This window comes from Amycolatopsis sp. NPDC048633, from assembly GCF_040650695.1.
In the GTDB taxonomy this organism is placed as follows: Bacteria; Actinomycetota; Actinomycetes; order Mycobacteriales; family Pseudonocardiaceae; genus Amycolatopsis.
In genome coordinates, this window is the sequence record NZ_JBEZHS010000004.1 from 199249 (window position 1) to 221021 (window position 21773).

Consider the following 21773-nt stretch of genomic DNA (forward strand, 5'->3'; position numbering starts at 1 on the left):
GGTCAGGGCACCGGGACCGTCCACACCAGACGGGTGCCGCCCGCGGCCGGGCGGTCGAGCCGCAACGATCCGCCCACCTCCGCGGCGCGCTGCTCGAGGTTGCGCAGCCCGCTGCGCACCACGGTCTCCGGAATTCCCGTTCCCGTGTCCGAAACCTCGATGACCAGGTCGTCGTCCAGGGAAGCGGTCACCGCCAGCTCCGCGGCACGCGCGTGCCGCAGGACGTTGCTGACCGCTTCCCGGACGACGGCTTCGGCGTGCTCGGCCACCGCCGCGGGCACCCGGTCGAACGATCCCGACAGCCGGACCGTCGTGTGGATCGCGGAGTCGGCGGTGGTGTCGGTGATCGCGTTCTGCAGGCGCGCCCGCAGGCCCCGGCCGGTCCCCGGCTGCGCGTGCAGGGCGAAGATCGCGCTGCGGATCTCCTCGATGACGTCCTGGAGCTGGTCGATGTGCTGGGTGAGCCGGACGGTGACCGCGGGTGAGTCCGCCCGGCGGCGGGTGCCCTCGATCCCGAGGCCGACCGCGAAGAGCCGCTGGATGACGTGGTCGTGCAGGTCGCGGGCGATCCGGTCGCGGTCCACCACGACGTCCAGCTCCCGGCGGGCGGCCTGGCTTTCGGCGTCCCGCAGCGCCAGCGCGGCCTGGTCGGCGAAGGCGGACACGAGCTGCAGCTCGTGCTCGTCGAACCGCGCCGCCCCGGGAGCGCGCAGCGCCAGCAGCACCCCGGCGGTGGACTCGCCGGACCGCAGCCGCACCACCAGCGCCGGGCCGAGGTCCACGCCCAGGCCCTCGGCCAGGTCGTACGCCAGGCTCGGCACGCTGCGCGGCACGTGGTCGCGCAGCACCGCGCCCGACGTCGACCCGGCGAGCGGGATCCGGCGGCCGGTCAGCACGTCCGCGTCGGGGCCGGCGCACACCGCGACGACCAGTGCTCCCCCGGGCGACTCCGGCAACGCGATGAGCGCGTCGCCGGCGCCGGTGAGCTCGGCGGCCCGGCTCGCGACCAGGTGCAGCACCTCGTGGACGTCGGTGCCGCCCAGGAGCTCGGCGGAGATCTCCCCGGTGGCCTCCAGCCACCGCTGCCTGCTCCGGCTCTCCTCGTAGAGCCGCGCGTTGTCGACGGCGATGCCGGCCGCCGCCGCCAGCGTGACGATCGCCCGTTCGTCGTCGGCGGTGAACGGCTCGTCGCCGCCGAAGTACAGCCGGCCGAGGATCTCGCCCCGCACCAGCAGCGGGACGCCGAGGAACGCCGGCACCGGCGGGAACCCGCACGCCGCACCGGCGCCGAGGCCGGCGAGGCGCACCGGAGCCCGGTCGGTCACCAGCGCGCCGAGCAGCCCGTGGCCGTCCGGGGGCGGGCCGGGCCGGTCCCGGGTGGCGTCGTCGACGCCGGTGACGGCGAACGCGGTCGTCCGGCCGTCTTCGTCGAGCAGGGCCAGTGCGCCGTACCGGGCGCCGACCAGGCCGGCGGCGGACGTCACGATCCGCCGCAGCGTGGTTTCGAGCTCCAGTCCGGCGGAAAAGGCGAGGACGGCCGCCGGCAGCGCGTCCATCCGGTCCCGGCCCGACGTCGTTTCCTCGGGCATGTCACCACAGTGACACAGCGGTCCGGCCCGCGGCGGGTTCCGGCCGGACGGGTTCGCGACCGACGACCTTCGCCCGGCCCCGGAGGACGTTCGGCACTTGGCGCGGCCCGCGGCCCGGGCGGACGGTGGAAGCGCATCCAGGAACCCACAGTACGGAGCCGTCCATGAAGACCGGTGTCATGCCCGTCGGGCATCTCAGCGCGAGCCAGATGCGGTCCGTCCTCCTCGCGGCCACCGCTCCCCCGCCGCTGCGGAACGCACGGCCGTGGCGCTTCCAGTGCACGCCGGACTCCGTCGAGCTGTACGCGGACCCGCTCACCAGCGGCACCGAGAGCGAGCAGCGGGAACGGCTCCTGGACTGCGGAGCCGCCCTGCTGAACCTGCGGCTGGCGATCAAGGCGCAGGGCAGTCACGCCGACGTGCGGTTGTTCCCTTCCGCGGGCCGGCCCGACCTGCTCGCTGTCGTGCGGCCGCACGGGTACGAGACGATCGCCCCCCTCGACGGCGAGCTCGTGGCGGCCATCGCCGACCAGCAGAGCAACCGGCGTCCGTTCACGGCCGCCGACATCCCCTCCGCGGTCCAGCGGCAGCTCCGGCGAGCGGCCGAGGTGGAACGCGCCTGGCTGGCCACCATCACCGACGAGCAGGTGCCGCAGCTGCGCGAAATCATGCGCCACACGGAAGTTCCGCCGGCGACACCTGGGCCCGGTAGCGGGGAGGACCTCGACGTCGAACCCGACCGGCTGGTCGTGGTCATCGGCACGCTGCACGACACGGCCCTCGCCCGGCTCCAGGCCGGCCAGGCCATGCAGCGGGTGCTCCTGACGGCCACCGCCGCCGGGCTCTCGGCGTCGCTCTCCTCGCAGCCGATGGCGGGGCCGGCGACCCGGCGTGAACTGCGGCAGCTGGTCGGCGGCGGGCTCTGGCCGCAGATCATGCTGCGCCTCGGCCACGGCACGGCGGTGCTGCCCTTGACGCGGACCCGGCTCGAGGACGTCGTGATCAGCGACGAGCACCCGTTCGCCCGCTAGCCGCCTGGCCGGCGCTGGGCGCCGTGGATCCCGGTGACCAGCACCGCCGCCTGGGAGCGCCGCTCCAGCCCGAGCTTCGCCAGCAGCCGGGACACGTAGTTCTTGACCGTCTTCTCGGCCAGGAACATCCGCTCGGCGATCTGCCGGTTCGTCAGGCTTTCCCCGAGCAGGTCGAGCAGGACCAGCTCCTGCTCGCTCAGCCCGGCGAGCGGGCCCGGCTTGCCGGTGCCGGTCCGCAGCTCGGCCACGAGCGCGGCGACCGCCCGGCCGTCCAGCAGGGTCTCGCCCGACCCCACCCGGCGGATGGCGTCGACCAGCTGGAGTCCTTTCACGTCCTTGATGACGTAGCCCTCGGCGCCGGCCAGGACCGCGTCGACCATCGAGTCCTCGTCGGTGAAGGAGGTCAGCATCAGGCACCGCAGGCCGGGCAGCGCCGCACGCAGCTCACGGCACAGCTCCACGCCGTTCCCGTCGGGCAGCCGCACGTCCAGCACCGCCACGTCCGGGCGCAGCGCGGGCACCCTGGCCATCGCCTCCGCGACCGACGAAGCCTGCCCGACGACGGTCAGGTCGGCTTCGTCGTCGATCAGTTCGGCGACCCCGCGCCGCACGAGCTCGTGGTCGTCGACCAGGAAGACCGTGATGACGGGCGCGTTTTCGTCCACGACGTCAGGCTACGCCCGCGCACGCCGAACGACCCCGGAAGAGAGGTCCCGCGACCCTAGGCCCGGCGGCGTGCGGCGAGCACGGTGGAGGGATGACACAGATCCAGCACAGGCCTGATCATCAGCTGAAGACCGCGGTCACCGATGAGCTCGCCTGGACCCCCAGCGTCAACGCCGAAGAGATCGGCGTGACCGTCACCGACGGTGTCGCGACGCTGGCCGGACATGTCGGCACCTACCCCGAGAAGGAAGAGGGCCTGCGCGCCGCGAGCCGGGTCCACGGCGTGACGGCGACCGTGGACAAGATCCTCGTCCGGCACGGCCACGACGTCCCTTCGGACGTGGATCTCGCCCGCGAAGCCATGATCGTGTTCGACCGCCGCACGGTCGTCGTGCCGAAGGACTCGGTGCAGGTCGAGGTGCGCGACCAGGTCATCACGCTGCGCGGCTCGGTGGACTGGAACCACCAGCGCGAAGCCGCCCGCCGGGCGGTGTCCGCGCTCCCCGGGATCAGCGGGGTCCGGAACCTGATCACGCTGCGGCCGCCGGCCGGGGTCACCCCGGCCGACACCACGGCGAAGATCACCGCGGCGCTGGCCCGGCACGCGCCCGGGTTCGCCCAGCACGTCGAGGTCGGCTTCGACGACGGCCAGGTCACGCTGACCGGCGAGGTCCTCACCCCGGCCGAACGCCGTTCGGCCGAGCAGACCGCGTGGTTCGCCCCCGGCGTGACCGCGGTCGACAACCAGGTGAAGCTCTCCGGCTGAGCCTTCCCCACCCGTCCGGTCGCGAACTCTGGAGCACCATGAACGTCGTCGTGATCATCGTCATCGCCGCCGCGGTGCTGCTCCTGGCGGCCTCCGCGGTGCGGATCGTCAAGCAGTACGAACAAGGTGTCCTGTTCCGGCTCGGCCGGGTGGTGGGCGTGCGCGAGCCGGGGTTGCGGCTGATCATCCCGATCGTGGACGTCCTGCGCCGGGTGCCGTTGCGGATCATCACGATGCCGATCCAGTCCCAGGGCATCATCACCCGCGACAACGTGAGCGTCGACGTCTCCGCGGTCGCGTACTTCCGGGTGCGGGACGCGGTGAAGTCCGTCGTGGCGATCGAGAACGTCTACGCCGCGATCGACCAGATCGCCCAGACGACGCTGCGGAAGGTCGTCGGGCAGCACACGCTGGACGAAACCCTGTCCGAGACCGACAGCATCAACGTCGACATCCGCCGGATCCTGGACGTCACCACGCTCGACTGGGGCGTGGAAGTGACTTTGGTGGAGCTGAAGGACATCCAGCTGCCGGACACGATGAAACGGGCGATGGCCCGGCAGGCCGAAGCGGAACGCGAGAAGCGCGCCAAGATCATCAGCGCCGAAGGCGAATCCCTCGCGGCCGCCGCGCTGGGCGAGGCGTCGGACACGATGATGGCGCACCCGCTCGCCCTGCAGCTGCGGAACCTGCAGAGCCTGGTGGAGCTCGGCGTGGACAAGAACACCACCGTCGTGTTCCCCGCCCCGCTGATGAGCACCATCGGCGAGCTCGGCTCCTTCCTGGCTCGCGAAAGCGCCGCCGCGGCGCAGCAGAAACCGGCCACCACGGCCCCGGTCGTGCCGGCCCCCGTGGCCGTGAACGGGACCCGCGCCGACGAGCGCTGACCGCGGCCGGCCCCCCGGACTCCGCAGTGTTCTGTGCGAAAAGGACAGAGCACTGTGGACCCGGGCCGCACCGGATCCGTGAGGAGACACCATGACCACCGCCACCCCGCCGGTACGAGCCCTGCTCCCGGACGGCGAAGTCGCCTGGGTGCGCAAGCTGGAGGCCGGTGACGCCACGGCCGTCCTCGAGCTGCGGACCCGGCTCTCCGGGCCCGACCGGCACCTGCGGTTCTTCGGTGTCGGCGTGGCCGGGCTGGCCGAGCTCTCGGCGCAGCTGACGCACAGCTCCGGCGTCGGGCACACGGCCGTCGGGTGCTTCCTGCACTCCCGGCTGGCCGGCGTCGCCCGCTACGACATCCTGGCCGACGCGGGCGAAGCGGCGGTCGCGCTGGTCGTCGACGGCCACGGCCCGACGCTCGGCGTGGCGACCCTGCTGCTCGAACAGCTCGTCGTCTCGGCGGAACACGAAGGCGTGCGGGTGCTCGTCGTCGACGCCGGCGCCGAAAACGCGAAGACGCTCGGCGTCTTCGCCGCACTGGGCATCCCGTTCCGGCCCGGCTCGCGGGTCCCGGACGCCCGCCGGCAGGCCGGCGCGTAGCCGGTCAGTCGCCGGTTTCCGGTGGTGTGGCGTCGAGGCGGGCGTGCAGCCGCTCCCGGACCTCGTCCGGGGTGTAGGCCCGCCGGCGGCGTTCCTCGCGCGCGATCACCACCCCGGTCGCGGCCACCCCGACGAGCCCGGCCAGTCCCACTGTCTTCCACCAGCGCATCGGCCTAGGCTACTGCCGTGCCGGGGACCGAGCTCGATCTCGACGAAGCCGTGGCCGTGACGCGCACGGGCGACCTGTGGTTGTTCCGGGGGCAGTCCGCGGCCGACCGCACGATCCGCGTCGTGACGAACAGCCCGGTCAACCACGTCGGCATGGCGGTCGTGGTCGAGGACCTCCCGCCGCTGATGTGGCACGCGGAGCTGGGGCGGGCCCTGCCGGACGTCTGGTCGGGCACCCACCAGCGGGGCGCCCAGCTGCACGACCTGCGCCGGGCGGTGCTCATGTGGGCCGAGCGGTACCACCAGCAGGCCTGGCTGCGCCAGCTCGACCACCCGGTCACCGGGGAGATGGAAGACGCCGTCCTGCGCACGATCGCGCGGCTCGACGGCACGCCGTTCCCGTCGACCGCACGCCTCGCGTCCCGCTGGCTCGGCGGCCGGCTGCCGTCCCGGAAGCGGGACACCCCGGACGCCGGCCTCGAGAGCGGCTACTGCGCCGAGATCGTCGCGCTGACCTACGAAGCCATGGGCCTGCTGCCCCGGGACCGCCGGCCGAACTGGTACGACCCCGGCCGGTTCTGGAGCGGTGACGACCTCGAGCTGGCGGACGGCGCCGCGCTGGGCGACGAGATCGCCGTGCGGCTCCCCGGCTGACCTGCTGGTCCACTGTGGACGTCAGCGGGGAACCTCCGTCGGCCGGCGGGGTTCGCGGTGCAGGAGTTCGAGCGCTTCGGTGTCGGCGATCGCGGAGAACTTCCGGTAGCTGTTGCGCACCGCGTGCAGCCACGGCACCGGACGCAGGCAGACGAACTGGTCCACCTCGCGGGCGAGCCGGTCGAGGACGCGGGCCTGGGCGACCGGGACCGCGAGCACGATCCGGCCCACCTGGCGGGCGCGCAGGACGCGGATGGCCGTGTGCGCGGTCGTGCCGGTGGCGGCGCCGTCGTCGGCGAGGACGACCGTGCGGCCGGCGATGGCGATCGGTGCCACCGTGCGCCGGTAGACGCCGACCTGCCGGGCCAGGGCGGCCTGCGCCCCGTCGGCGAGCCGGGTGAGGTCCTCGGGGTCGATGTCGAACCGGCGGATGGCGCCGTGGTCCCAGACGGTCAGGCCGCCCTCGCCGACGGCGCCGAGCATCGTCGGCGACGGCCCGGCGGACTCGATCCGCTGGGTGAGCAGGATGTCCAGCGGCGCACCGAGGACGTCGGCGATCTCGCCGGCCACGACCAGCCCGCCCTCGGACAGGCCGAGGACCACGGCCCGGTCGCCGCGGAGCGGACGCAACCGGAGGGCCAGACGCTCGCCGGCTTCCCGGCGATCACGGAACCGCATGGGAACTCCTGCCGTCGAAAGCCGGTCGGCCGTCTCCAGCATCACGCCACCGCGTCCGGGGCGCGAGGGCCGTTGGTCACCGCGGGGCGGACCGTTCGGCACCTTCCCCCGTGTCCACAAAGGACAGGTCAGTGGGAGCGGCTCGCCTTCGGGGAAGCCAGCACGACCGCGGGAGCGAGCTCGCGGTCGGCCAGGGCGCGGGCGACGTCGCTGAGCCGGCGGTTGTTCCGCCGGGCGAAGTCGCGCAAAGCCGCGAAGGCCGCCTCCATGCTCAGCTGCCCGCTGACGGCGAGCACACCCTTGGCCTGCTCGATGATCACCCGGCTGTTCAACGCCGTCTGGAGCTGCTCGGAGAGCACCTCCCCCTGGCGGATGGCCCGTTCGTGGAGGATGCCGATGGTCGCCGTGTCGGCCAGGCCCTGCGCCAGCGCGACGTCGTCCGCCGACAGCTCGCCCGGGTTGAGCCCGAACAGGTTCAGCGCCCCGATCGTCTGCCTGCGCAGCCGCAAGGGCACCGCGTGCACCGACGCGAACCCGTCCTTGGCCGCCTCGGCGGCGAACCGCGGCCACCGCTCCGCCTGCGCCGCGATGTCGGCCACCAGCACCGGGGTGCTGCTGGTGAAGCACTCGATGCACGGGCCTTCGTCGATGTCGAGCTGGAACAGCTCCAGCAGCCGCGCCTGCTCGGTGGAAGAGGCGAGCACCTGCAGGCCGCCCCGCTCGTCGGCCAGCGTCAGCCCGGCCGCCGCCACGTCCAGCAGCAGCACGCATTGCCGCACCAGCGTGTGCAGCAGGTCGGCGACGTCGTAGTCATCGACCAGCGTGTCCGCCAGCGCGACGAATGCCTTGGTCACCTGTCGTTCACGGTCGGCCATGCCCACCATCTCCTGGTTCGTCGTCTCTCTTCATGGTGGTCCTCACCCGAACTCCTCGTCCAGTCGCAGCCGCCCGGCCACGATGTCGCCGGCGACCTCCAGCAGGGGACGTCCGTGGCCGAACGCGTAGGCCCGCAGCCGGGCCAGCGCCGCGGAAGCGGGCAGGTCCAGGTGCGCGATCAGCATCCCGGTGGCCTGGTGCACCTCCCGGTAGCGCATCCCGGCGCCTTCCATCCACCGCCCGTCCCCGTCGAGCCACCGGCCGCCATCGGCCAGCAACCCCGACAGCGCCAGCGCGGCGACGTCGGCCACCTGCAACGCCGTGGCCAGCTCGCCGGGGTTCAGCGAGCCCGGCGTCGACCGGTAGGTGTCGAGGGTCGCCACCCGGACCGCCCCGATCTGCACCGGGAAGGTGAACAACGCCGCGACCGGGTGGGCCGCGGCCTCGGCGGCGAACATCGGCCACGTCGGAGGCGGCCCGGCGACCAGATCCGGCACCAGGACCGGCCCGCCCACGGTGTACGCCTCGAAACACGGTCCTTCGCCGAGGGAAAACTGCAGCTCCGCGAGCGCCGAGCTCACCGCGTCACTGGCGTAGACGACCTCCCGGTGCCCGGCGTCGACCATCACCGACACCGCCGCGCCGTCCACCGGCAGCAGGCGCGCACACGCGCGGCACACCCGGCCGACGACGTCGACCCCGCGGCCGGCACCACCTTCGCCCAGCGCGGCCAGCACGTTCGCGCGCAGGACGTCGACATCAGCCATCGCGGGCCCACACCCGGCGGCCTTCGCGTTCCGGCATCAGGTTCCTTCCGAGTCGGTGTTCGTGATCGCCACACCAACTCGGGGAGGACCAAGCCCGGATCAGCTCCGCTGCCGCGGCTGTGGCGTCCGACCCTACTCGCCGCGCCACGTGGGCCGGGGCCGTCACAGCTCCGCCTGAGTGGCGAGGTGCCGGCGCAGCGCGGCCAGCGCCCGGTGCTGGCTCACCCGCACCGCGCCCGGGCTGGCGACCCCGAGCACGGCCGCCGTGTCCTCGGCGGTCAGGCCGAGCATGACCCGCAGGACCACGACGTCGCGCTGCTGCGGCGCCAGCAGGTCGAGGACGAGGTGCAGCCGCTGCCGCCGCTCGAGGTTCTCGACGTGGCAGAGCGGCCCCGGCCCGCCGCAGAGCACCGGGCCGAGCTCCGGGACCGGGACGCTGACGTCGGCACCGTCGCGGCGGCGGGCGTCGACGACCTTGTGCGCGGCGACGCGGTAGACGAAACCCAGGAACTCGCCGGCACCGGACCGGTAGCCCGGCAGCGCGCCCAGCACGCCGATCAGGACCTCCTGCGCACAGTCGTCCGCGTCGCTGGCGCGGTGCCGCCGGTCTCCGAGCCGGGCGCGGCAGTACCGCAGCACGTCCGGGCGCAGCAGGGCCAGCAGCGCGTCCGTGGCGGCTTGGTCTCCCGAAACCGCGGACACGAGCAGCGCGGCGTCGACCGCCGGCATGATGGGCGCCTCCCCTCGGTCAGTTCCGGGTGCTCAGGTACGGGCTGGGATCGCTGCCGGGCTTCGCGCCGCTGTCGAGCCAGCGCAGGAACCCGCTGCGGTCCCGGCGTTCGATCTCGTCGAGGACGTCCTGCCGGCGCTGCACGACGAGCCGGTGCGCCGGCCCGTCGGCGGCGAGGAGCAGGAGGAAGTAGCTGCGCCGCCAAGCCACGCACAGGTCTTCGGTCGCCATGTCGGCCACCGGGACGGGTGCGGGGGCGGGTGCATGGGCGCCGCGCGGCGCGGACACGGCCGGTGGCGCGGGCCGGTGGTGGTGACCGGCCCACAGCCCGCCGGCGACGAGCAGGACCAGGACGGTCGTGGTGAGGGCGCCGCCGACCGTGGTCACCAGGCCGACGACGACCAGGCAGGCCAAGACGAACGCCGCCGCGGTGGCCGCGCCCAAGAGCCGGTCCGGCCCGCCCGCGGTGGCCCGCCGGTGCGGGAGCCGCGGAGCGCCGAAAGCGACGAGGATCCCGGCCCCGACGCCGAGCAGGACCCAGCCGATCAGGACGTCGCCCGGCAGGGTCAGGGCACCGATTGTGGCCAGGACGCAGGCCGGGCCGAGCAGAGCGGCCACCGCCACGCGTCCCACTGTCGCTCGCCTCACCGTCCGGGCTGGGTGCCGGCCGAGCGGCCGGCACCGGGGAAAACCGGGGTCGCCGAGGTCTGGGGCGTCTTCACAGCCTAGCCCCCGGAGACCGAAGACGGGAGCCGAGCGGCATGCGGGCAACCCCGTCAGCGGGGTGCGGGGCGGTAGCCGGGGTTGAGCTTGCGGTCGAGGCGGTCGTTCCGGGGCCAGCGGACTTCGGTGGCCCAGCCGAGCACTTCGAAAACCCGGATGAGGCGCGCGGAAATGTCGAGCTGCCCGCGGCGGACGCCGTGGCGGGCCCCGGTGGGGTCGGCGTGGTGGGAGTTGTGCCAGGACTCGCCCATCGAGGCGATGGCCAGCGGCCAGAAGTTCGCGGACTTGTCGCGGGCGGCGTAGGGCCGGTCGCCGATCAGGTGGCACAACGAGTTCACCGACCAGGTGACGTGGTGCAGCACCGCGACCCGCACCAGGCCGGCCCAGAAGAACGCGGTCAACGCGCCCCACCAGGACAGCGTCACCAGCCCGCCGATCAGCGCCGGGGCGAGCAGGGTGACCAGGGTGAGGCCGGGGAACCAGCGGTCGATCCGGACGACGTCGCGGTCGGCCAGCAGGTCGGGCGCGAACCGCTGCGCGTTGGTCTTCTGCCGGTCGAACAGCCAGCCCAGGTGGGCGCACCAGAAACCCTTGGCGAGCGCGGCGGCGGAAGTGCCGTAGCGCCAGGGGGAATGCGGGTCGCCGTCGCGGTCGGCGTAGGCGTGGTGCCGGCGGTGGTCGGCGACCCAGCCGATCACCGGGCCCTGCATGGCCATGCTGCCGGTGACGGCGAGCGCGATCCGCAGCCCGCGGCGGGCCTTGAACGCGCCGTGGGTGAAGTACCGGTGGAACCCGATCGTCACGCCGAGCCCGGTCAGGAAGTAGAACCCGGCCGTCAGCGCGACGTCGGCCCAGCCGAGGCCCCACCCCCACGCGAACGGCACCGCCCCGGCCAAGGCCAGCAGCGGGACGACCGCGAACAGCTTCACCAAGAAGGTTTCGGTGCGGGTTTTCTCACCCGCCAGCATCGGCGCGGCGGCTGGGGGAGGCCGGTCCAACGTGCGTGTCATCCGGATCGCTCTTTTCGTGACGGGACTTTCCGCCGGGGTCCAGGGCGATCCAGGAGGGGTTAGCCTGCCGGTGGCGGCCTAAACGCGCCGGACCGTAACGAACGGGCCGCCTCTCCCGGCGAGACGGCTTCCGGGCGCCAACCCGGCCGCCCGGCCGCAGGCCCTCTAGCGTGACGGGCATGGAGCACCCCGAACCCGACGCCCGAAGCCTCGAACACAGCCTGGGCGAGTACGTGCGGGCGGTCGCGGCCGTGGTCGGCGTCCCCGACGAAAGCACCACGGTGGAGATCAGCGACACGGCCACCGCCTACCTCGGGCTGCCCCAGCGGTGGTTCGACCGGCCCGACCACGACGTCATGCTGGTGTGGAGCGAACGGCGGGGGTGGTCGCTCGCGGTGGAGACCGACCCCGCGGAAGACCCGGTCGTCATCGCCCACCAGGGCGGCGACGACCTCGTACCGGCCCCGCGCGCGGTCGCGCAGTTCGTCGCCGACACCGCCGCCGGGCGCCACACCGGCCAGGCGCATCCCGGCCCGGTGGCCGCCTCGACCCGCCGGACGCTGGCCGAGCGGCTGAGTCCCTACGCCGCCACCCACAGTGACCCACCGGTGCCGAAGTGGTCGTGATCGCGGCTGTCTTTCCCTCCGCGGTGTCCATTGAGGACGGTCCAGCCACGGGGGCCGGCGCGTCCCGGGAACCACTCGCCTGGGCGAACCGCTCCCGGCACTTCCCGTTCTAAGGTGGAAGACCGCGCCCCGGACCTCGGCGACCCATGACGGTGCACCGGGTGCACCGCGAGCGAAGGCGGGCTCCGGTGGTCGACGAGCAGACCGATCCGCACCCGGCGGGAGAGACCGCGGGGAGCGCGCACCTGGCCTGGCCCACCCGCCACGGCGGTGGCTACCCGCCCGGCTGGTCCGTCCGCTACCGGTACCGAGGCCGCGTGCAGCGCGGCCGGCCGGCGTCGTACACGGCACCGGTGTGGCGCGAGCACGTCGGGACGGTCGCGGGCCACAGCCTGCGCGACGAGCACACCAGCACCACCTGGGTGCCGATCCGCCCGCACGGCTCCGCTTCCGACGGCCCGGTCAACCTGGTGCGGGCCACCGACATCCTCGACGCCCGCCCGCCGGGCCCGGGCCGGTGACCCGCGCACGACCCTGACGGCACGGGGTCAGCGCCCGGCGTGCCCGGCCTGGTGCCGGATGGTGTCTCCGCCCTTGTGGTGCTCGGCCCGGCCGTACAGGCTTTCGAGCACGCTCTCGAGTTTCTGCGCGGCACCCCGGCACGCCTCGGCGACCGAACCCGCGTGGTGGCTGACGGCCACCGGCGGCCGTCCTTCCGGCCGGGCCTCGAGCACGCAGCGCCGGTCCAGCCCGTCGCCGGCCGCGGTTTCCTCGCTGAAGTGGACTTCCAGGCGCGTGAGGTGGTCGCTGAACCGCGACAGCCTGGCGGCGAGGTCCGACTCGTAGTGCCGGGTCATCTCTTCGCCCCCGTGCACGGTCCGGTCCGTGCTGATCTGGATCAGCATGCGTTGTTCCTTTCGACGACGGGCACCGATGACCACCGGCCTTCGCCCATCGTGCTCGTCACGGTCACGGCCTGCCCAGGGTCACGCGTCCCCGGTCCGGGGGCCGAAAGTTCCGCGGCAGGTGACCAGCGGCCCTTCTCCTGCCCGGGCGCAGCGGCGACACTGAAGCTTCCGACCGAGGGACGGAGCGCCGTGCACGTGCGACTTTCGCTGCCGGAAAAGGACGAGCTCACCATCGGCGTGGAGGAGGAGTTCGTCCTCGCGGACCCGGTGTCCGGCGGGGTGGCCCTCGCGGCGCCCCGCGTGCTGGAGCTGCTCGACGGCGAACCCGCGGTGACGGCGGAGTTCCTGCGGTTCCAGATCGAGACCGCGACCGGGATCCACACCGGCCTCGACGGGATCCGGGCGGAGCTGCTCGGCTTGCGCCGGCTCGTGGCGGACGCGGCCGGCCACGCCGGCTGCCTGGTGCTGGCGTCCGGGACACCGCCGTGCGGGGACCTGCCGGGACTGCCCGGCGTCACCGCCGAACCCCGGTACCGCGCGCTGGCCGCCCGGTACCCCGCCCTCATCGCCGAAGCCGGCACGTGCGCCTGCCACGTGCACGTCGGCATCCCGTCCCCGGCCCTCGGCGTCCGGGTGCTGGCCGGCCTGCGCCCCTGGCTCGCCCCGCTCCTCGCGATCAGCGCCAACTCGCCGCTCGCCCACGGCGAAGACTCGGGGTGGGCCAGCGGGCGGTACCCGCTGTGGTCGCGCTGGCCGACCGCGCAACCGCCGCTGGACTGGCCGGACGAGACCGCCTACGCCGCGAGCGTCGACGACGCGGTCCGCCGGGGTGACGCGATGGACGCCCACGGCGTCTACTTCTACGCCCGGCTCTCGCCGAAGTACCCGACGGTCGAGGTCCGGATCGCGGACGTCGGCCTGGCGGCCGAGGACGCCGTGCTGCTCGCGGGCCTCGTCCGCGCCCTCGTCGTCACGATCCTCGCGGAGGCCCGGGCCGGCGTCGCGCCCCGGCCGGTCCGGACCGCGCTGGTCGTCGCGTCGCTCACCGCCGCGGCCCGCGACGGCTACCCCGGCCACGGCATCGACGCGTTCACCGGCCAGGTCCTCCCGCAGCACCTGATCGTCGACCGGCTCCTGGACTACGTCCGGCCGGCCCTGCTGGCCACCGGGGACCTCCCGGCGGTCGACCGGCGGCTCGCCGCGGTCCGGGCCGGGGAAACCGGCGCCGACCGCCAGCGCGCGTTGTTCGCGGAGGCCGGCGCCCCGGGCGCGTTCGTGGCGGAGCTGGCCTCGGCGACCCTCGCCGGCACCGGCGAACCCGGCCGCTCCGGCTCGCCACCGATGCGCCGGCCGACCGCCGTCCACGACAGCTGAGCCGGCCGCTTTCCCGGAAATCAACGTGGTAGCTACCCGCCGGTAGCATATTGCCGCCATATCGAAAACCGCATACGGACCGGCAACACCGCGCCGGATTGACTGCGGCGTATGAGCTACGGCGAACCAGCCGCCCCGGCGACGGGAATCACCATCTACGGATGCGGGCGGGACGAGGCCGTCCTGTTCCGGGAGATGGCACCGCGCTTCGGCGTCGTGCCGACCATCACCGGAGCCCCGGCTTCCGAAGTCAACAGCGAACTCGCGGCCGGCAACCGGTGCGTCAGCATCGGTCACAAGACCCGCGTCACCGACTCCACTCTCCTCGCGCTCAGCCGGGCCGGTGTCGAGTACATCTCCACGCGGAGCATCGGTTTCAACCACATCGATGTGGCCTACGCGGGGCGCGTCGGCATTTCCGTGGAGAACGTCACCTATTCGCCCGACAGCGTGGCCGACTACACGCTGATGTTGATGCTGATGGTGGCGCGGAACGCGAAATCCGTCCTCCGCCGCGCGGAGGTGCACGACTACCGGCTGAGCGAGGTACGCGGGAAAGAACTGCGCGACCTGACCGTCGGCGTGGTCGGGACCGGACGCATCGGCGCCGCGGTCATCGACCGGCTGCGGGGTTTCGGCTGCCAGACGCTGGCCTATGACAGCCGTCCGCAGACCTCGGCCGACTACGTGCCCCTGGACGACCTGCTCGTGCAAAGCGACGTCGTGACGCTGCACACCCCGCTCACCGCGGAAACCCACCACCTCCTGAACCGCCGGCGCCTCGAGCAGATGCGCCGCGGCGCGGTCGTCATCAACACCGGACGCGGATCCCTGCTCGACACCGAGGCCCTCGTCGCGGCGCTGGAAAGCGGCCGGCTCGGCGGCGCGGCGCTGGACGTCCTCGAAGGCGAGGAAGGAATCTTCTACGCCGACTGCCGGGACAAACCCGTCGGCAGCGAAGCGCTGGTGCGGCTGCAACGCATGCCGAACGTGCTGATCAGCCCGCACACCGCCTACTACACCGACCACGCACTGAGCGACACCGTCGAAAACAGTCTCGTCAACTGCCTGACCTTCGAAAGCGGGAAACAGCATGGATAAGGTGAAGGTCGGAATCATCTTCGGGGGCGCCACCGAAGAACACCCCGTTTCCGTCAAGTCCGCGCGAGAGGTCGCGAAACACCTCGACACCGAAAAGTACGAGCCGTTCTGGATCGGGATCACGAAGAGCGGCGAGTGGAAACTCTGTGACGGCCCCGACGCGGACTGGGAGAACAGCGGCCGTCCGGTCGTGCTGTCGCCGGACCGGAGCGTCCACGGACTGCTCGTCCTGGAACAGGGAAAGTACGAGACGATCCGCCTGGACGTCGTGCTGCCCCTCCTGCACGGCCGGCTCGGCGAGGACGGTGCGACGCAGGGTTTATTGGAGCTCGCCGGCGTTCCCTACGCCGGCTGTGACGTTCCCAGCTCGGCTCTGTGCATGGACAAGTCGCTCACCTACCTCGTCATCGGGAACGCGGGAATCGCGACGCCGAAGTTCTGGACCGTGACGGCCGACGAGCAGGTCGATCCCGGCGAACTCACCTTCCCGGTCTTCGTCAAACCGGCCCGTTCGGGATCTTCCTTCGGTGTCAGCAAGGTTTCCCGTCGCGAAGAACTGCCGGCCGCCGTAGAAACCGCGCGGCAGTACGACTCGAAGGTGCTGATCGAAGAGGCCGTCGCCGGCCGCGAGATCGGCTGTTCCGTCCTGGGGAACGACTGGGACCTGCTCGTGGGTGAGCTCGACCGGGTCGCGCTCACCCACGGCTTCTTCAAGATCCATCAGGAAAGCAACCCCGAAAGCGGTTCCGAAAACTCGACGTTCATCGTTCCCGCGGACATCCCGGCGGAGTCGCGCGCGCTCGTCCAGGAGACGGCGAAGGCCATCTACCGCGCCCTGGGCTGCCGGGGCCTGGCGCGCGTGGACGTGTTCCTGAAGGACGACGGGACCGTGGTCCTCAACGAGGTCAACACCTTGCCCGGCCTGACCTCCTACAGCCGTTATCCGAGGATGATGGCGGCCGCGGGGCTGCCGCTCGGCGAAGTGCTCGACCGGATGGTGTCGCTGGCGCTGACCTGGAAGCTCCAGTGAAGGACGACTTCGTCTTCGTCGACGAGTTCGCGCCCGAAATACGCTGGGACGCCAAGTACGCCACGTGGGACAACTTCACCGGCAAGCCGGTGGACGGGTACCTGGCGAACCGGGTCGTCGGCACGCTGGCCCTGTGCGGGGCGCTGGAAAGAGCGCAGGAAAAGGCCGAATCCCTCGGCTTCGGCCTGCTCCTCTGGGACGGCTACCGCCCCCAACGCGCCGTGGACTGCTTCCTGCGCTGGTCGCGGCGGCCCGAGGACGGCCGGACGAAGCTGCGGCACTACCCGAACATCGCCCGGGCGGAGATGTTCGAAAAGGGTTATGTGGCCACGAAGTCCGGGCACAGCCGGGGCAGCACCGTCGACTTGACGCTCTACCACCTGGCCACCGGCGAACTCGCCGTGATGGGCGGTGACCACGACCTGATGGACTCGATCTCGCACCACGGCGCGCGGGGGATCACGCAAGCCGAAGCGAGGAACCGGCGTCACCTCTGTGCCGTCATGGAGTCGTGCGGTTTCGCCCGGTACGACGCCGAGTGGTGGCACTACACCCTGCGGGACGAGCCGTACCCGGACACCTACTTCGACTTTCCCATCACCAGCACCGAAAGCCTGCTCGTCCATGACTGAGATCCGGCCCGTGCGGGCCGCCGACGCCCCCCGCCTCACCGGGCTGCTGGCCCAGCTCGGGTACCCGGGCGAACTCGACGCCGTGACCACGCGGCTGGCGGCCGTGCTGGGTTCGGCCACCCAGCAGGTCCTGGTCGCGACCCCGGCCGGCGGCTCCCGCATCGACGGTTACGTCGGTGTCGAGCGGCGCCCGCCTCTGCTGGAGCAGGACGAACGCGTCGAGGTCACCGGCCTGGTCGTCGACGCGGCGGCCCGCCGGTCCGGCATCGGCCGCGCGCTGATGCGGGCCGCCGAGCAGTGGGCAGCGCGGCACGACCTGCACACGGTCGTGCTCCGCTCGAATGTCGCGCGTCCCGAATCCCACCCGTTCTACGAGGGAATCGGTTACCGGCGGAAGGCGACCTCGCACCTCTACCGCAAGGAGGTCTGAGGCGTGCCGCCCCCGCGCGTCGTGGTCGCCGGCGGCCATTCGGCCGGGCACATCGAGCCCACGATGAACTTCGCCGACGCGGTCCGCCGGCTGGCTCCCGGTGCCGAAATCACCGCTCTCGGTACCGTCCGCGGCCTGGACACCACGCTCATCCCGGCCCGCGGCTACCCCTTGGAGCTCATCCCGCCGGCGCCGCTGCCGCGCCGGCCGGGCCGGGCCCTGCTGAACACGCCGGGCCGGCTGCGCGACTCGGTGCGGGCGGCCGGCTCGGTGCTGCACCGCGTGCGGGCCGAGATCGTGGTCGGCTTCGGCGGTTATGTGGCCTTACCGGCCTACCTCGCCGCCCGCGGGCAGGGCCTGCCGATCGTCGTCCACGAGGCGAACGCCCGGCCCGGGGTGGCCAACCGGCTCGCGGCCCGGATGACGACCCACGTGTTCGCCGCCGCGCCGGGGGTCCGGCTGGCGCACGCCACCGCCATCGGGATCCCGCTGCGGCCGGCGATCACCGGGCTCGACCGGCCCGCGCTGCGCGAGGCGGCCCGGCAGCGGTTCGGCCTGCGATCCGACGGGCCGGTCCTGCTGGTCACCGGCGGTTCGCAGGGTGCGCGGGCGATCAACGCCGCGGTGTCCGGCGCGGCCCCGGCGCTGCGGGCGAGCGGCGTGCAGGTGCTGCACATCACCGGGTCGCGGCACGCGGTCGAAGTGCCGGCCGGCGACCCGCCCTACGTCGTCACCCCGTACGTCGACGAGATGCAGTACGCCTACGCCGCCGCCGACTTCGTGCTCTGCCGCTCGGGGGCGATGACGTGCGCCGAACTGGCCGCCGTCGGCTTGCCGGCCGCGTACGTCCCGCTGCCGGCGCGCGGCGGGGAGCAACGGCTGAACGCCGAGCCGGTCGTCGCGGCCGGCGGTGGCCTGCTCGTCGACGACGCCGACCTCGGCCCGGCCTGGATCGAGACCACCCTGGTCCCGGTGCTCACCGATCCCGGGCGGCTCGCGGCGATGTCGGCCCGCGCGCGGGCGGCCGTCGCGTCCGACGCGGACGTCGTCCTGGCCCGGCACGTGCTCAGCGCGGTCGCCGAAGGTCGTGGGTACGGCTCAGCGGAGCCACCACCGTGGTAGCTCCACCGTGGTCCGGAGCCCGCCGCCGGGGCGGGGCGTGAGGGTGAGGGTCCCGTCGTGGGCCTGGGTGATGCTCTGGACGATCGCCAGGCCGAGGCCGACCCCCGCGTGGTCGGCGCGGATGCGTTCGGTGCCGCGCCGGAACGGTTCGACGAGCGTGGAAACCAGCTGCGGGGTGAGCGTCTCGCCGGTGTTCTCGACGGTGAGCACCACGGTCTTGGGGTGCACGGCGGTCGTCACCCACACGGTGCCCCGGCCGGGCAGGTTGTGGACGATCGCGTTGTGCACGAGGTTCGTCGTCAGCTGCAGAAGGAGCGCGTGCGAGCCGATGGTGGGCGTGATGTCGCCGGAGGTTTCGAGGGTGAGGCCGCGTTTTTCCGCGAGGGCGAGGAGGGTTTCGGTGGCCTCTTCCGCGACGAGGGACAGGTCGACGCGTTCCCGGGTGAAGGAGCGCTGGTCGGCCTGGCTGAGCAGGAGCAGCGCTTCGGTGAGGTCGATCGCCCGGGCGTTGACGGCGTGCAGGCGCTCGACGAGCTCGCCGGGGACCAGCGCCGGATCGTTGCGGGCGACCTCGAGCAGGGCCTGCGAGATCGCCAGCGGGGTGCGCAGTTCGTGGGAGGCGTTGGCGGCGAACCGCTGCTGTTCGGCGACTTGCCCTTCGAGCCGGGTGAGCATTGCGTCGAAGGCGTCGGCGAGCTCGCGGAACTCGTCCTTGCGGCCTTCCAGCCGGATCCGGTGGGAAAGCGATCCGCCGGTGGCCATCCGGGTGGCGTCGGTGATGCGGGTCAGCGGGGCGAGCATGCGACCGGCGAGGATCCACCCGCCCAGGAGCCCGAACACCAGCAGGAAGACCGACACCGCGCCCGCGGCCGAGGTGAAGGTCTGCATGAGGACGGCGCGGTTCAGCACTCCCCCGGGCATGACCGCGACTTCGGGCAGGTGACTCCGCAGGAACACCCACACGGTCATGAGCAGCAGGGCACCGGCGACCATCAGGAACCCGGCGTAGCTGAGCGTCAGTTTGAGGCGGACGCTCAACCCCGGCTTCCGGTCCACGGGCTCCTCCCCCATCTCAGGTCGCCGGCTGGGGGTCGATGCGGTAGCCGACGCCGGCCACGGTGGCGATGATCCAGGGTTCGCCGAGTCGCTTGCGCAGGGCCGAAACCGTGATGCGCACGGCGTTGGTGAACGGGTCCGCGTTCTCGTCCCACGCTCGTTCCAAAAGCTCTTCGGCGCTGACGACCCCACCTTCGGCCGCGACGAGGACTTCGAGGACAGCGAACTGCTTCCGGGTCAGCGCGACGTACCGGCCACCGCGGTAGACCTCGCGGCGGAACGGGTCCAGCCGCAGGCCCGCGATCTCCCGGACGGGCGGCCGGCTGTGGGCGCGCCGGCGGTCGAGGGCCCGGAGCCGGAGCACGAGCTCCCGGAGCTCGAACGGCTTCGTGAGGTAGTCGTCGGCGCCCAGTTCGAACCCGGAGGCTTTGTCGTCGATCCGGTCCGCGGCGGTGAGCATGAGGATCGGCATGCCGCTGCCGGAGGCGACGATGCGTTCGGCGATCTCGTCACCGGACGGGCCGGGGATGTCCCGGTCGAGGACGGCGATGTCGTAGGCGTTGACGGTCAAGAGCTCGAGCGCGGTGTCCCCGTCCCCGGCGATGTCGGCGGCGATCGCTTCCAGGCGCAGGCCGTCGCGGACGGCTTCGGCCAGGTAGGGCTCGTCCTCGACGATCAGCACACGCACGGTCCCGATGCTACGAGCGGGCCCCTATCGCCGGCATATCGAAACCCGGATACGGGCCGGCAACACCGCGCTGCCTTGACTGCGGGCATGCCCCCCAGCGAACTGGCCGTCCGGCGGGCCCACGGCGCCGTCCCCGACCCCGTGGGGGTCTTCGACGACGACACGCCGGCCGTGGCCAACCTCGATCCGGCGCTGCTCGCCGCCCTGCGCCGGGCGGCTCGGGACGCGGCCGCCGACGGCGTCGAGCTCGTCGTCAACGGCGGCTGGCGGTCCCGCGCGTACCAGGAACACCTGCTCCGGGCGGCAGTCTCGAAGTACGGGTCGGAAGAGGAGGCCGCCCGTTGGGTGGCCACTCCCGAAACGTCCGCTCACGTGTCGGGGGACGCGGTCGACATCGGCCCGGCCGAGGCGAGGGCGTGGTTGTCCGAGCACGGCGCCGGGTACGGGCTCTGCCAGATCTACCGCAACGAACCCTGGCACTACGAGCTGCGGCCCGAGGCCGTCGACCACGGCTGCCCGCCTCTGTACGCCGACCCGACGCACGATCCGAGGATGCGGCGCGGAAAGCTGGCCGCACCGAGACCGTGAGGGGGAGGCGTAGTGGCGCGACAGGTTCCCGACGTGACGGGCTTGGACCCGGCGCTGGCCCGCCGGCTGCGGACCACCGTCGCCTGCACCGACGCCGACGACATCCCCAAGGTCGAGGACGCCGGGGAAAGCCGCGACCACGAGGGCGGGCGCGTGCAGGTCATGCACAACGGCCTGCTCGTCGAAGAAGGCGGCTACTACGGACCGTGGATGACCGAGGCCATCCGTGCGCTGCGCGGCCACCACGAACCCCAGGAAGAGATCGTCTTCCACCGCGTCGTGGAACGTCTGGCGGCCGAGGGCGGCGAGCCGGCCATGATCGAGTTCGGCAGCTTCTGGACCTACTACGGGCTCTGGTTCTGCCACGCCATCCCGGCCGGCCGCACCGTCGCGATGGAACCCGACCCCGCCTACCTCGAAGTCGGCCGCCGCAACGCCGCGCTCAACGGCTATACCGACCGCGTCCGGTTCGTCCACGCCGCCATCGGCGACCGGCCCGGCGAGCCGCTGACCTTCTCAGCCGAGAGCGACGGCCGGACGCACACCGTCCCGCAGCACGACCTCGCGTCCCTGCTGTACGCGGCCGAACTGCCACGGGTGGACCTGATCCTGGCCGACGTCCAAGGCATGGAGACGATCCTGATCGAACGCGCCCGCGACGTCTTCGAGGCGGGCCGGGTGCGATTCCTCATCGTCTCGACCCACCACCATTCGATCTCCGGCGACCCGCTCACCCACCAGAACGCCCTGCGGACCTTGGTCGACGCCGGTGCCCACGTCATCGCCGAGCACACCGTCGGCGAATCGTTCAGCGGCGACGGGCTCATCGCCGTCTCCTTCGACCCGCGCGACCGGGACCTGACCGTCCCGGTCAGCCACGCCCGCCACCGGGACTCCCTCTTCGGCGAAACCGAATACGCACTGGCCGGCGTCACCGCCGAACGCGACGCCCTCCGGACCGAGCTCGACGCGGTCTTCGCCACCAAACTGTGGCGCTGGGCGAAGAAACCCCGGGAAACCTACGCGCGTCTCGCCGCGAAGGTGCTTCGGCGGTAGCGCGGCCGGTTCCGTCCCG

Annotated in this window: 27 protein-coding genes; 15 read left to right on the forward strand and 12 right to left on the reverse strand. The window is 72.7% G+C overall.

What is annotated here, in order from left to right; all coding sequences use genetic code 11:
• Window positions 1-2: 2 nt before the first annotated feature.
• Window positions 3-1589 (reverse strand): GAF domain-containing protein, encoded by a 1587-nt coding sequence (locus tag AB0C38_RS11670; RefSeq protein WP_360670449.1) that lies wholly within the window; start codon window positions 1587-1589, stop codon window positions 3-5.
• Between the two features lie 164 nt (window positions 1590-1753).
• On the opposite strand from AB0C38_RS11670, the gene AB0C38_RS11675 reads away from it, so the two are divergent.
• Window positions 1754-2620 (forward strand): hypothetical protein, encoded by an 867-nt coding sequence (locus AB0C38_RS11675; protein WP_360670452.1) that lies wholly within the window; start codon window positions 1754-1756, stop codon window positions 2618-2620.
• Here AB0C38_RS11675 and AB0C38_RS11680 read toward each other — a convergent pair.
• Window positions 2617-3285, reverse strand: coding sequence for a response regulator transcription factor (locus tag AB0C38_RS11680; protein ID WP_360670455.1), 669 nt, complete (start codon window positions 3283-3285; stop codon window positions 2617-2619). The two genes, AB0C38_RS11675 and AB0C38_RS11680, sit on opposite strands and share 4 nt — an antisense overlap.
• A gap of 92 nt (window positions 3286-3377) precedes the next feature.
• Here AB0C38_RS11680 and AB0C38_RS11685 point away from each other — a divergent pair, with 92 nt between their 5' ends.
• The 3 genes from AB0C38_RS11685 (at window position 3378) to AB0C38_RS11695 (ending at window position 5537) form a co-directional block, all read left to right on the forward strand.
• Window positions 3378-4052, forward strand: coding sequence for a BON domain-containing protein (locus AB0C38_RS11685; protein ID WP_360670458.1), 675 nt, complete (start codon window positions 3378-3380; stop codon window positions 4050-4052).
• Window positions 4053-4090: 38 nt separating this feature from the next.
• Window positions 4091-4939, forward strand: coding sequence for a slipin family protein (locus AB0C38_RS11690; protein ID WP_360670461.1), 849 nt, complete (start codon window positions 4091-4093; stop codon window positions 4937-4939).
• A gap of 91 nt (window positions 4940-5030) precedes the next feature.
• Window positions 5031-5537, forward strand: coding sequence for a GNAT family N-acetyltransferase (locus AB0C38_RS11695; protein WP_360670464.1), 507 nt, complete (start codon window positions 5031-5033; stop codon window positions 5535-5537).
• 4 nt (window positions 5538-5541) lie between these two features.
• Here AB0C38_RS11695 and AB0C38_RS11700 read toward each other — a convergent pair whose 3' ends face one another.
• Window positions 5542-5706: a hypothetical protein gene (locus AB0C38_RS11700; RefSeq protein WP_360670467.1), complete on the reverse strand. Its 165-nt coding sequence runs from the start codon at window positions 5704-5706 to the stop codon at window positions 5542-5544.
• Between the two features lie 17 nt (window positions 5707-5723).
• Here AB0C38_RS11700 and AB0C38_RS11705 point away from each other — a divergent pair, with 17 nt between their 5' ends.
• Window positions 5724-6359 carry a hypothetical protein gene (locus AB0C38_RS11705; protein WP_360670469.1) on the forward strand — a complete coding sequence of 212 codons (636 nt, stop codon included), beginning with the start codon at window positions 5724-5726 and terminating at the stop codon, window positions 6357-6359.
• Between the two features lie 21 nt (window positions 6360-6380).
• On the opposite strand, the gene AB0C38_RS11710 is transcribed toward AB0C38_RS11705, so the two are convergent.
• From AB0C38_RS11710 to AB0C38_RS11735, 6 genes are all read right to left on the reverse strand, one after another.
• Window positions 6381-7037 carry a phosphoribosyltransferase family protein gene (locus tag AB0C38_RS11710; RefSeq protein ID WP_360670472.1) on the reverse strand — a complete coding sequence of 219 codons (657 nt, stop codon included), beginning with the start codon at window positions 7035-7037 and terminating at the stop codon, window positions 6381-6383.
• A gap of 128 nt (window positions 7038-7165) precedes the next feature.
• Window positions 7166-7912: a GAF and ANTAR domain-containing protein gene (locus AB0C38_RS11715; protein ID WP_360670476.1), complete on the reverse strand. Its 747-nt coding sequence runs from the start codon at window positions 7910-7912 to the stop codon at window positions 7166-7168.
• Window positions 7913-7954: 42 nt separating this feature from the next.
• A complete protein-coding gene (locus AB0C38_RS11720) occupies window positions 7955-8680 on the reverse strand; it encodes a GAF domain-containing protein (RefSeq protein ID WP_360670479.1) in 726 nt (241 codons plus the stop codon).
• A 162-nt stretch (window positions 8681-8842) separates the two neighbouring features.
• On the reverse strand, window positions 8843-9409 hold the full coding sequence (locus tag AB0C38_RS11725) for a sigma-70 family RNA polymerase sigma factor (RefSeq protein WP_360670483.1): 567 nt from the start codon (window positions 9407-9409) through the stop codon (window positions 8843-8845).
• A gap of 19 nt (window positions 9410-9428) precedes the next feature.
• A complete protein-coding gene (locus AB0C38_RS11730) occupies window positions 9429-10034 on the reverse strand; it encodes a hypothetical protein (RefSeq protein WP_360670486.1) in 606 nt (201 codons plus the stop codon).
• Between the two features lie 152 nt (window positions 10035-10186).
• Complete coding sequence (locus AB0C38_RS11735; protein ID WP_360670489.1) at window positions 10187-11143, reverse strand: acyl-CoA desaturase; 957 nt, start codon at window positions 11141-11143, stop codon at window positions 10187-10189.
• A gap of 179 nt (window positions 11144-11322) precedes the next feature.
• Here AB0C38_RS11735 and AB0C38_RS11740 point away from each other — a divergent pair, with 179 nt between their 5' ends.
• Together AB0C38_RS11740 and AB0C38_RS11745 are read left to right on the forward strand one after the other, a co-directional pair.
• The gene (locus tag AB0C38_RS11740; RefSeq protein WP_360670492.1) at window positions 11323-11769 is read left to right on the forward strand and encodes a DUF6292 family protein; all 447 of its coding nucleotides are present in this window, start codon (window positions 11323-11325) and stop codon (window positions 11767-11769) included.
• A 146-nt stretch (window positions 11770-11915) separates the two neighbouring features.
• The gene (locus AB0C38_RS11745) at window positions 11916-12290 is read left to right on the forward strand and encodes a hypothetical protein (protein ID WP_360670495.1); all 375 of its coding nucleotides are present in this window, start codon (window positions 11916-11918) and stop codon (window positions 12288-12290) included.
• Between the two features lie 27 nt (window positions 12291-12317).
• Here AB0C38_RS11745 and AB0C38_RS11750 read toward each other — a convergent pair whose 3' ends face one another.
• Window positions 12318-12674 (reverse strand): HPF/RaiA family ribosome-associated protein, encoded by a 357-nt coding sequence (locus AB0C38_RS11750; protein WP_360670498.1) that lies wholly within the window; start codon window positions 12672-12674, stop codon window positions 12318-12320.
• 192 nt (window positions 12675-12866) lie between these two features.
• Between AB0C38_RS11750 and AB0C38_RS11755 the strand changes: the two genes are divergently transcribed.
• From AB0C38_RS11755 to AB0C38_RS11780, 6 genes are all read left to right on the forward strand, one after another.
• The gene (locus AB0C38_RS11755) at window positions 12867-14051 is read left to right on the forward strand and encodes a glutamate--cysteine ligase (protein ID WP_360670501.1); all 1185 of its coding nucleotides are present in this window, start codon (window positions 12867-12869) and stop codon (window positions 14049-14051) included.
• A gap of 111 nt (window positions 14052-14162) precedes the next feature.
• Entirely contained in the window at window positions 14163-15152 is a 990-nt protein-coding gene (gene vanH, locus AB0C38_RS11760; protein WP_360670504.1) for a D-lactate dehydrogenase VanH, read from the forward strand.
• Window positions 15145-16182 carry a D-alanine--(R)-lactate ligase gene (vanA, locus tag AB0C38_RS11765; RefSeq protein ID WP_360670506.1) on the forward strand — a complete coding sequence of 346 codons (1038 nt, stop codon included), beginning with the start codon at window positions 15145-15147 and terminating at the stop codon, window positions 16180-16182. The genes vanH and vanA overlap by 8 nt, the downstream gene beginning before the upstream one ends.
• Window positions 16179-16814, forward strand: a complete 636-nt coding sequence (vanX, locus tag AB0C38_RS11770; protein ID WP_360670509.1) for a D-Ala-D-Ala dipeptidase VanX — start codon at window positions 16179-16181, stop codon at window positions 16812-16814. Before vanA ends, vanX begins: the two co-directional genes overlap by 4 nt.
• Window positions 16807-17244 carry a GNAT family N-acetyltransferase gene (locus tag AB0C38_RS11775; protein WP_360670512.1) on the forward strand — a complete coding sequence of 146 codons (438 nt, stop codon included), beginning with the start codon at window positions 16807-16809 and terminating at the stop codon, window positions 17242-17244. The genes vanX and AB0C38_RS11775 overlap by 8 nt, the downstream gene beginning before the upstream one ends.
• A gap of 3 nt (window positions 17245-17247) precedes the next feature.
• Window positions 17248-18366 carry a UDP-N-acetylglucosamine--N-acetylmuramyl-(pentapeptide) pyrophosphoryl-undecaprenol N-acetylglucosamine transferase gene (locus tag AB0C38_RS11780; RefSeq protein WP_360670515.1) on the forward strand — a complete coding sequence of 373 codons (1119 nt, stop codon included), beginning with the start codon at window positions 17248-17250 and terminating at the stop codon, window positions 18364-18366.
• Here AB0C38_RS11780 and AB0C38_RS11785 read toward each other — a convergent pair.
• Complete coding sequence (locus AB0C38_RS11785; RefSeq protein WP_360670518.1) at window positions 18343-19422, reverse strand: HAMP domain-containing sensor histidine kinase; 1080 nt, start codon at window positions 19420-19422, stop codon at window positions 18343-18345. The genes AB0C38_RS11780 and AB0C38_RS11785 overlap by 24 nt on opposite strands.
• Window positions 19423-19438: 16 nt before the next feature.
• Window positions 19439-20110, reverse strand: coding sequence for a VanSc-type vancomycin resistance response regulator transcription factor VanR (vanR-Sc, locus tag AB0C38_RS11790; protein ID WP_360670521.1), 672 nt, complete (start codon window positions 20108-20110; stop codon window positions 19439-19441).
• Window positions 20111-20197: 87 nt separating this feature from the next.
• Between vanR-Sc and AB0C38_RS11795 the strand changes: the two genes are divergently transcribed.
• Both AB0C38_RS11795 and AB0C38_RS11800 read left to right on the forward strand, forming a co-directional pair.
• The gene (locus AB0C38_RS11795; protein WP_360670524.1) at window positions 20198-20698 is read left to right on the forward strand and encodes a M15 family metallopeptidase; all 501 of its coding nucleotides are present in this window, start codon (window positions 20198-20200) and stop codon (window positions 20696-20698) included.
• A gap of 33 nt (window positions 20699-20731) precedes the next feature.
• Window positions 20732-21754, forward strand: a complete 1023-nt coding sequence (locus tag AB0C38_RS11800; protein ID WP_360670527.1) for an FkbM family methyltransferase — start codon at window positions 20732-20734, stop codon at window positions 21752-21754.
• Window positions 21755-21773: the final 19 nt, after the last annotated feature.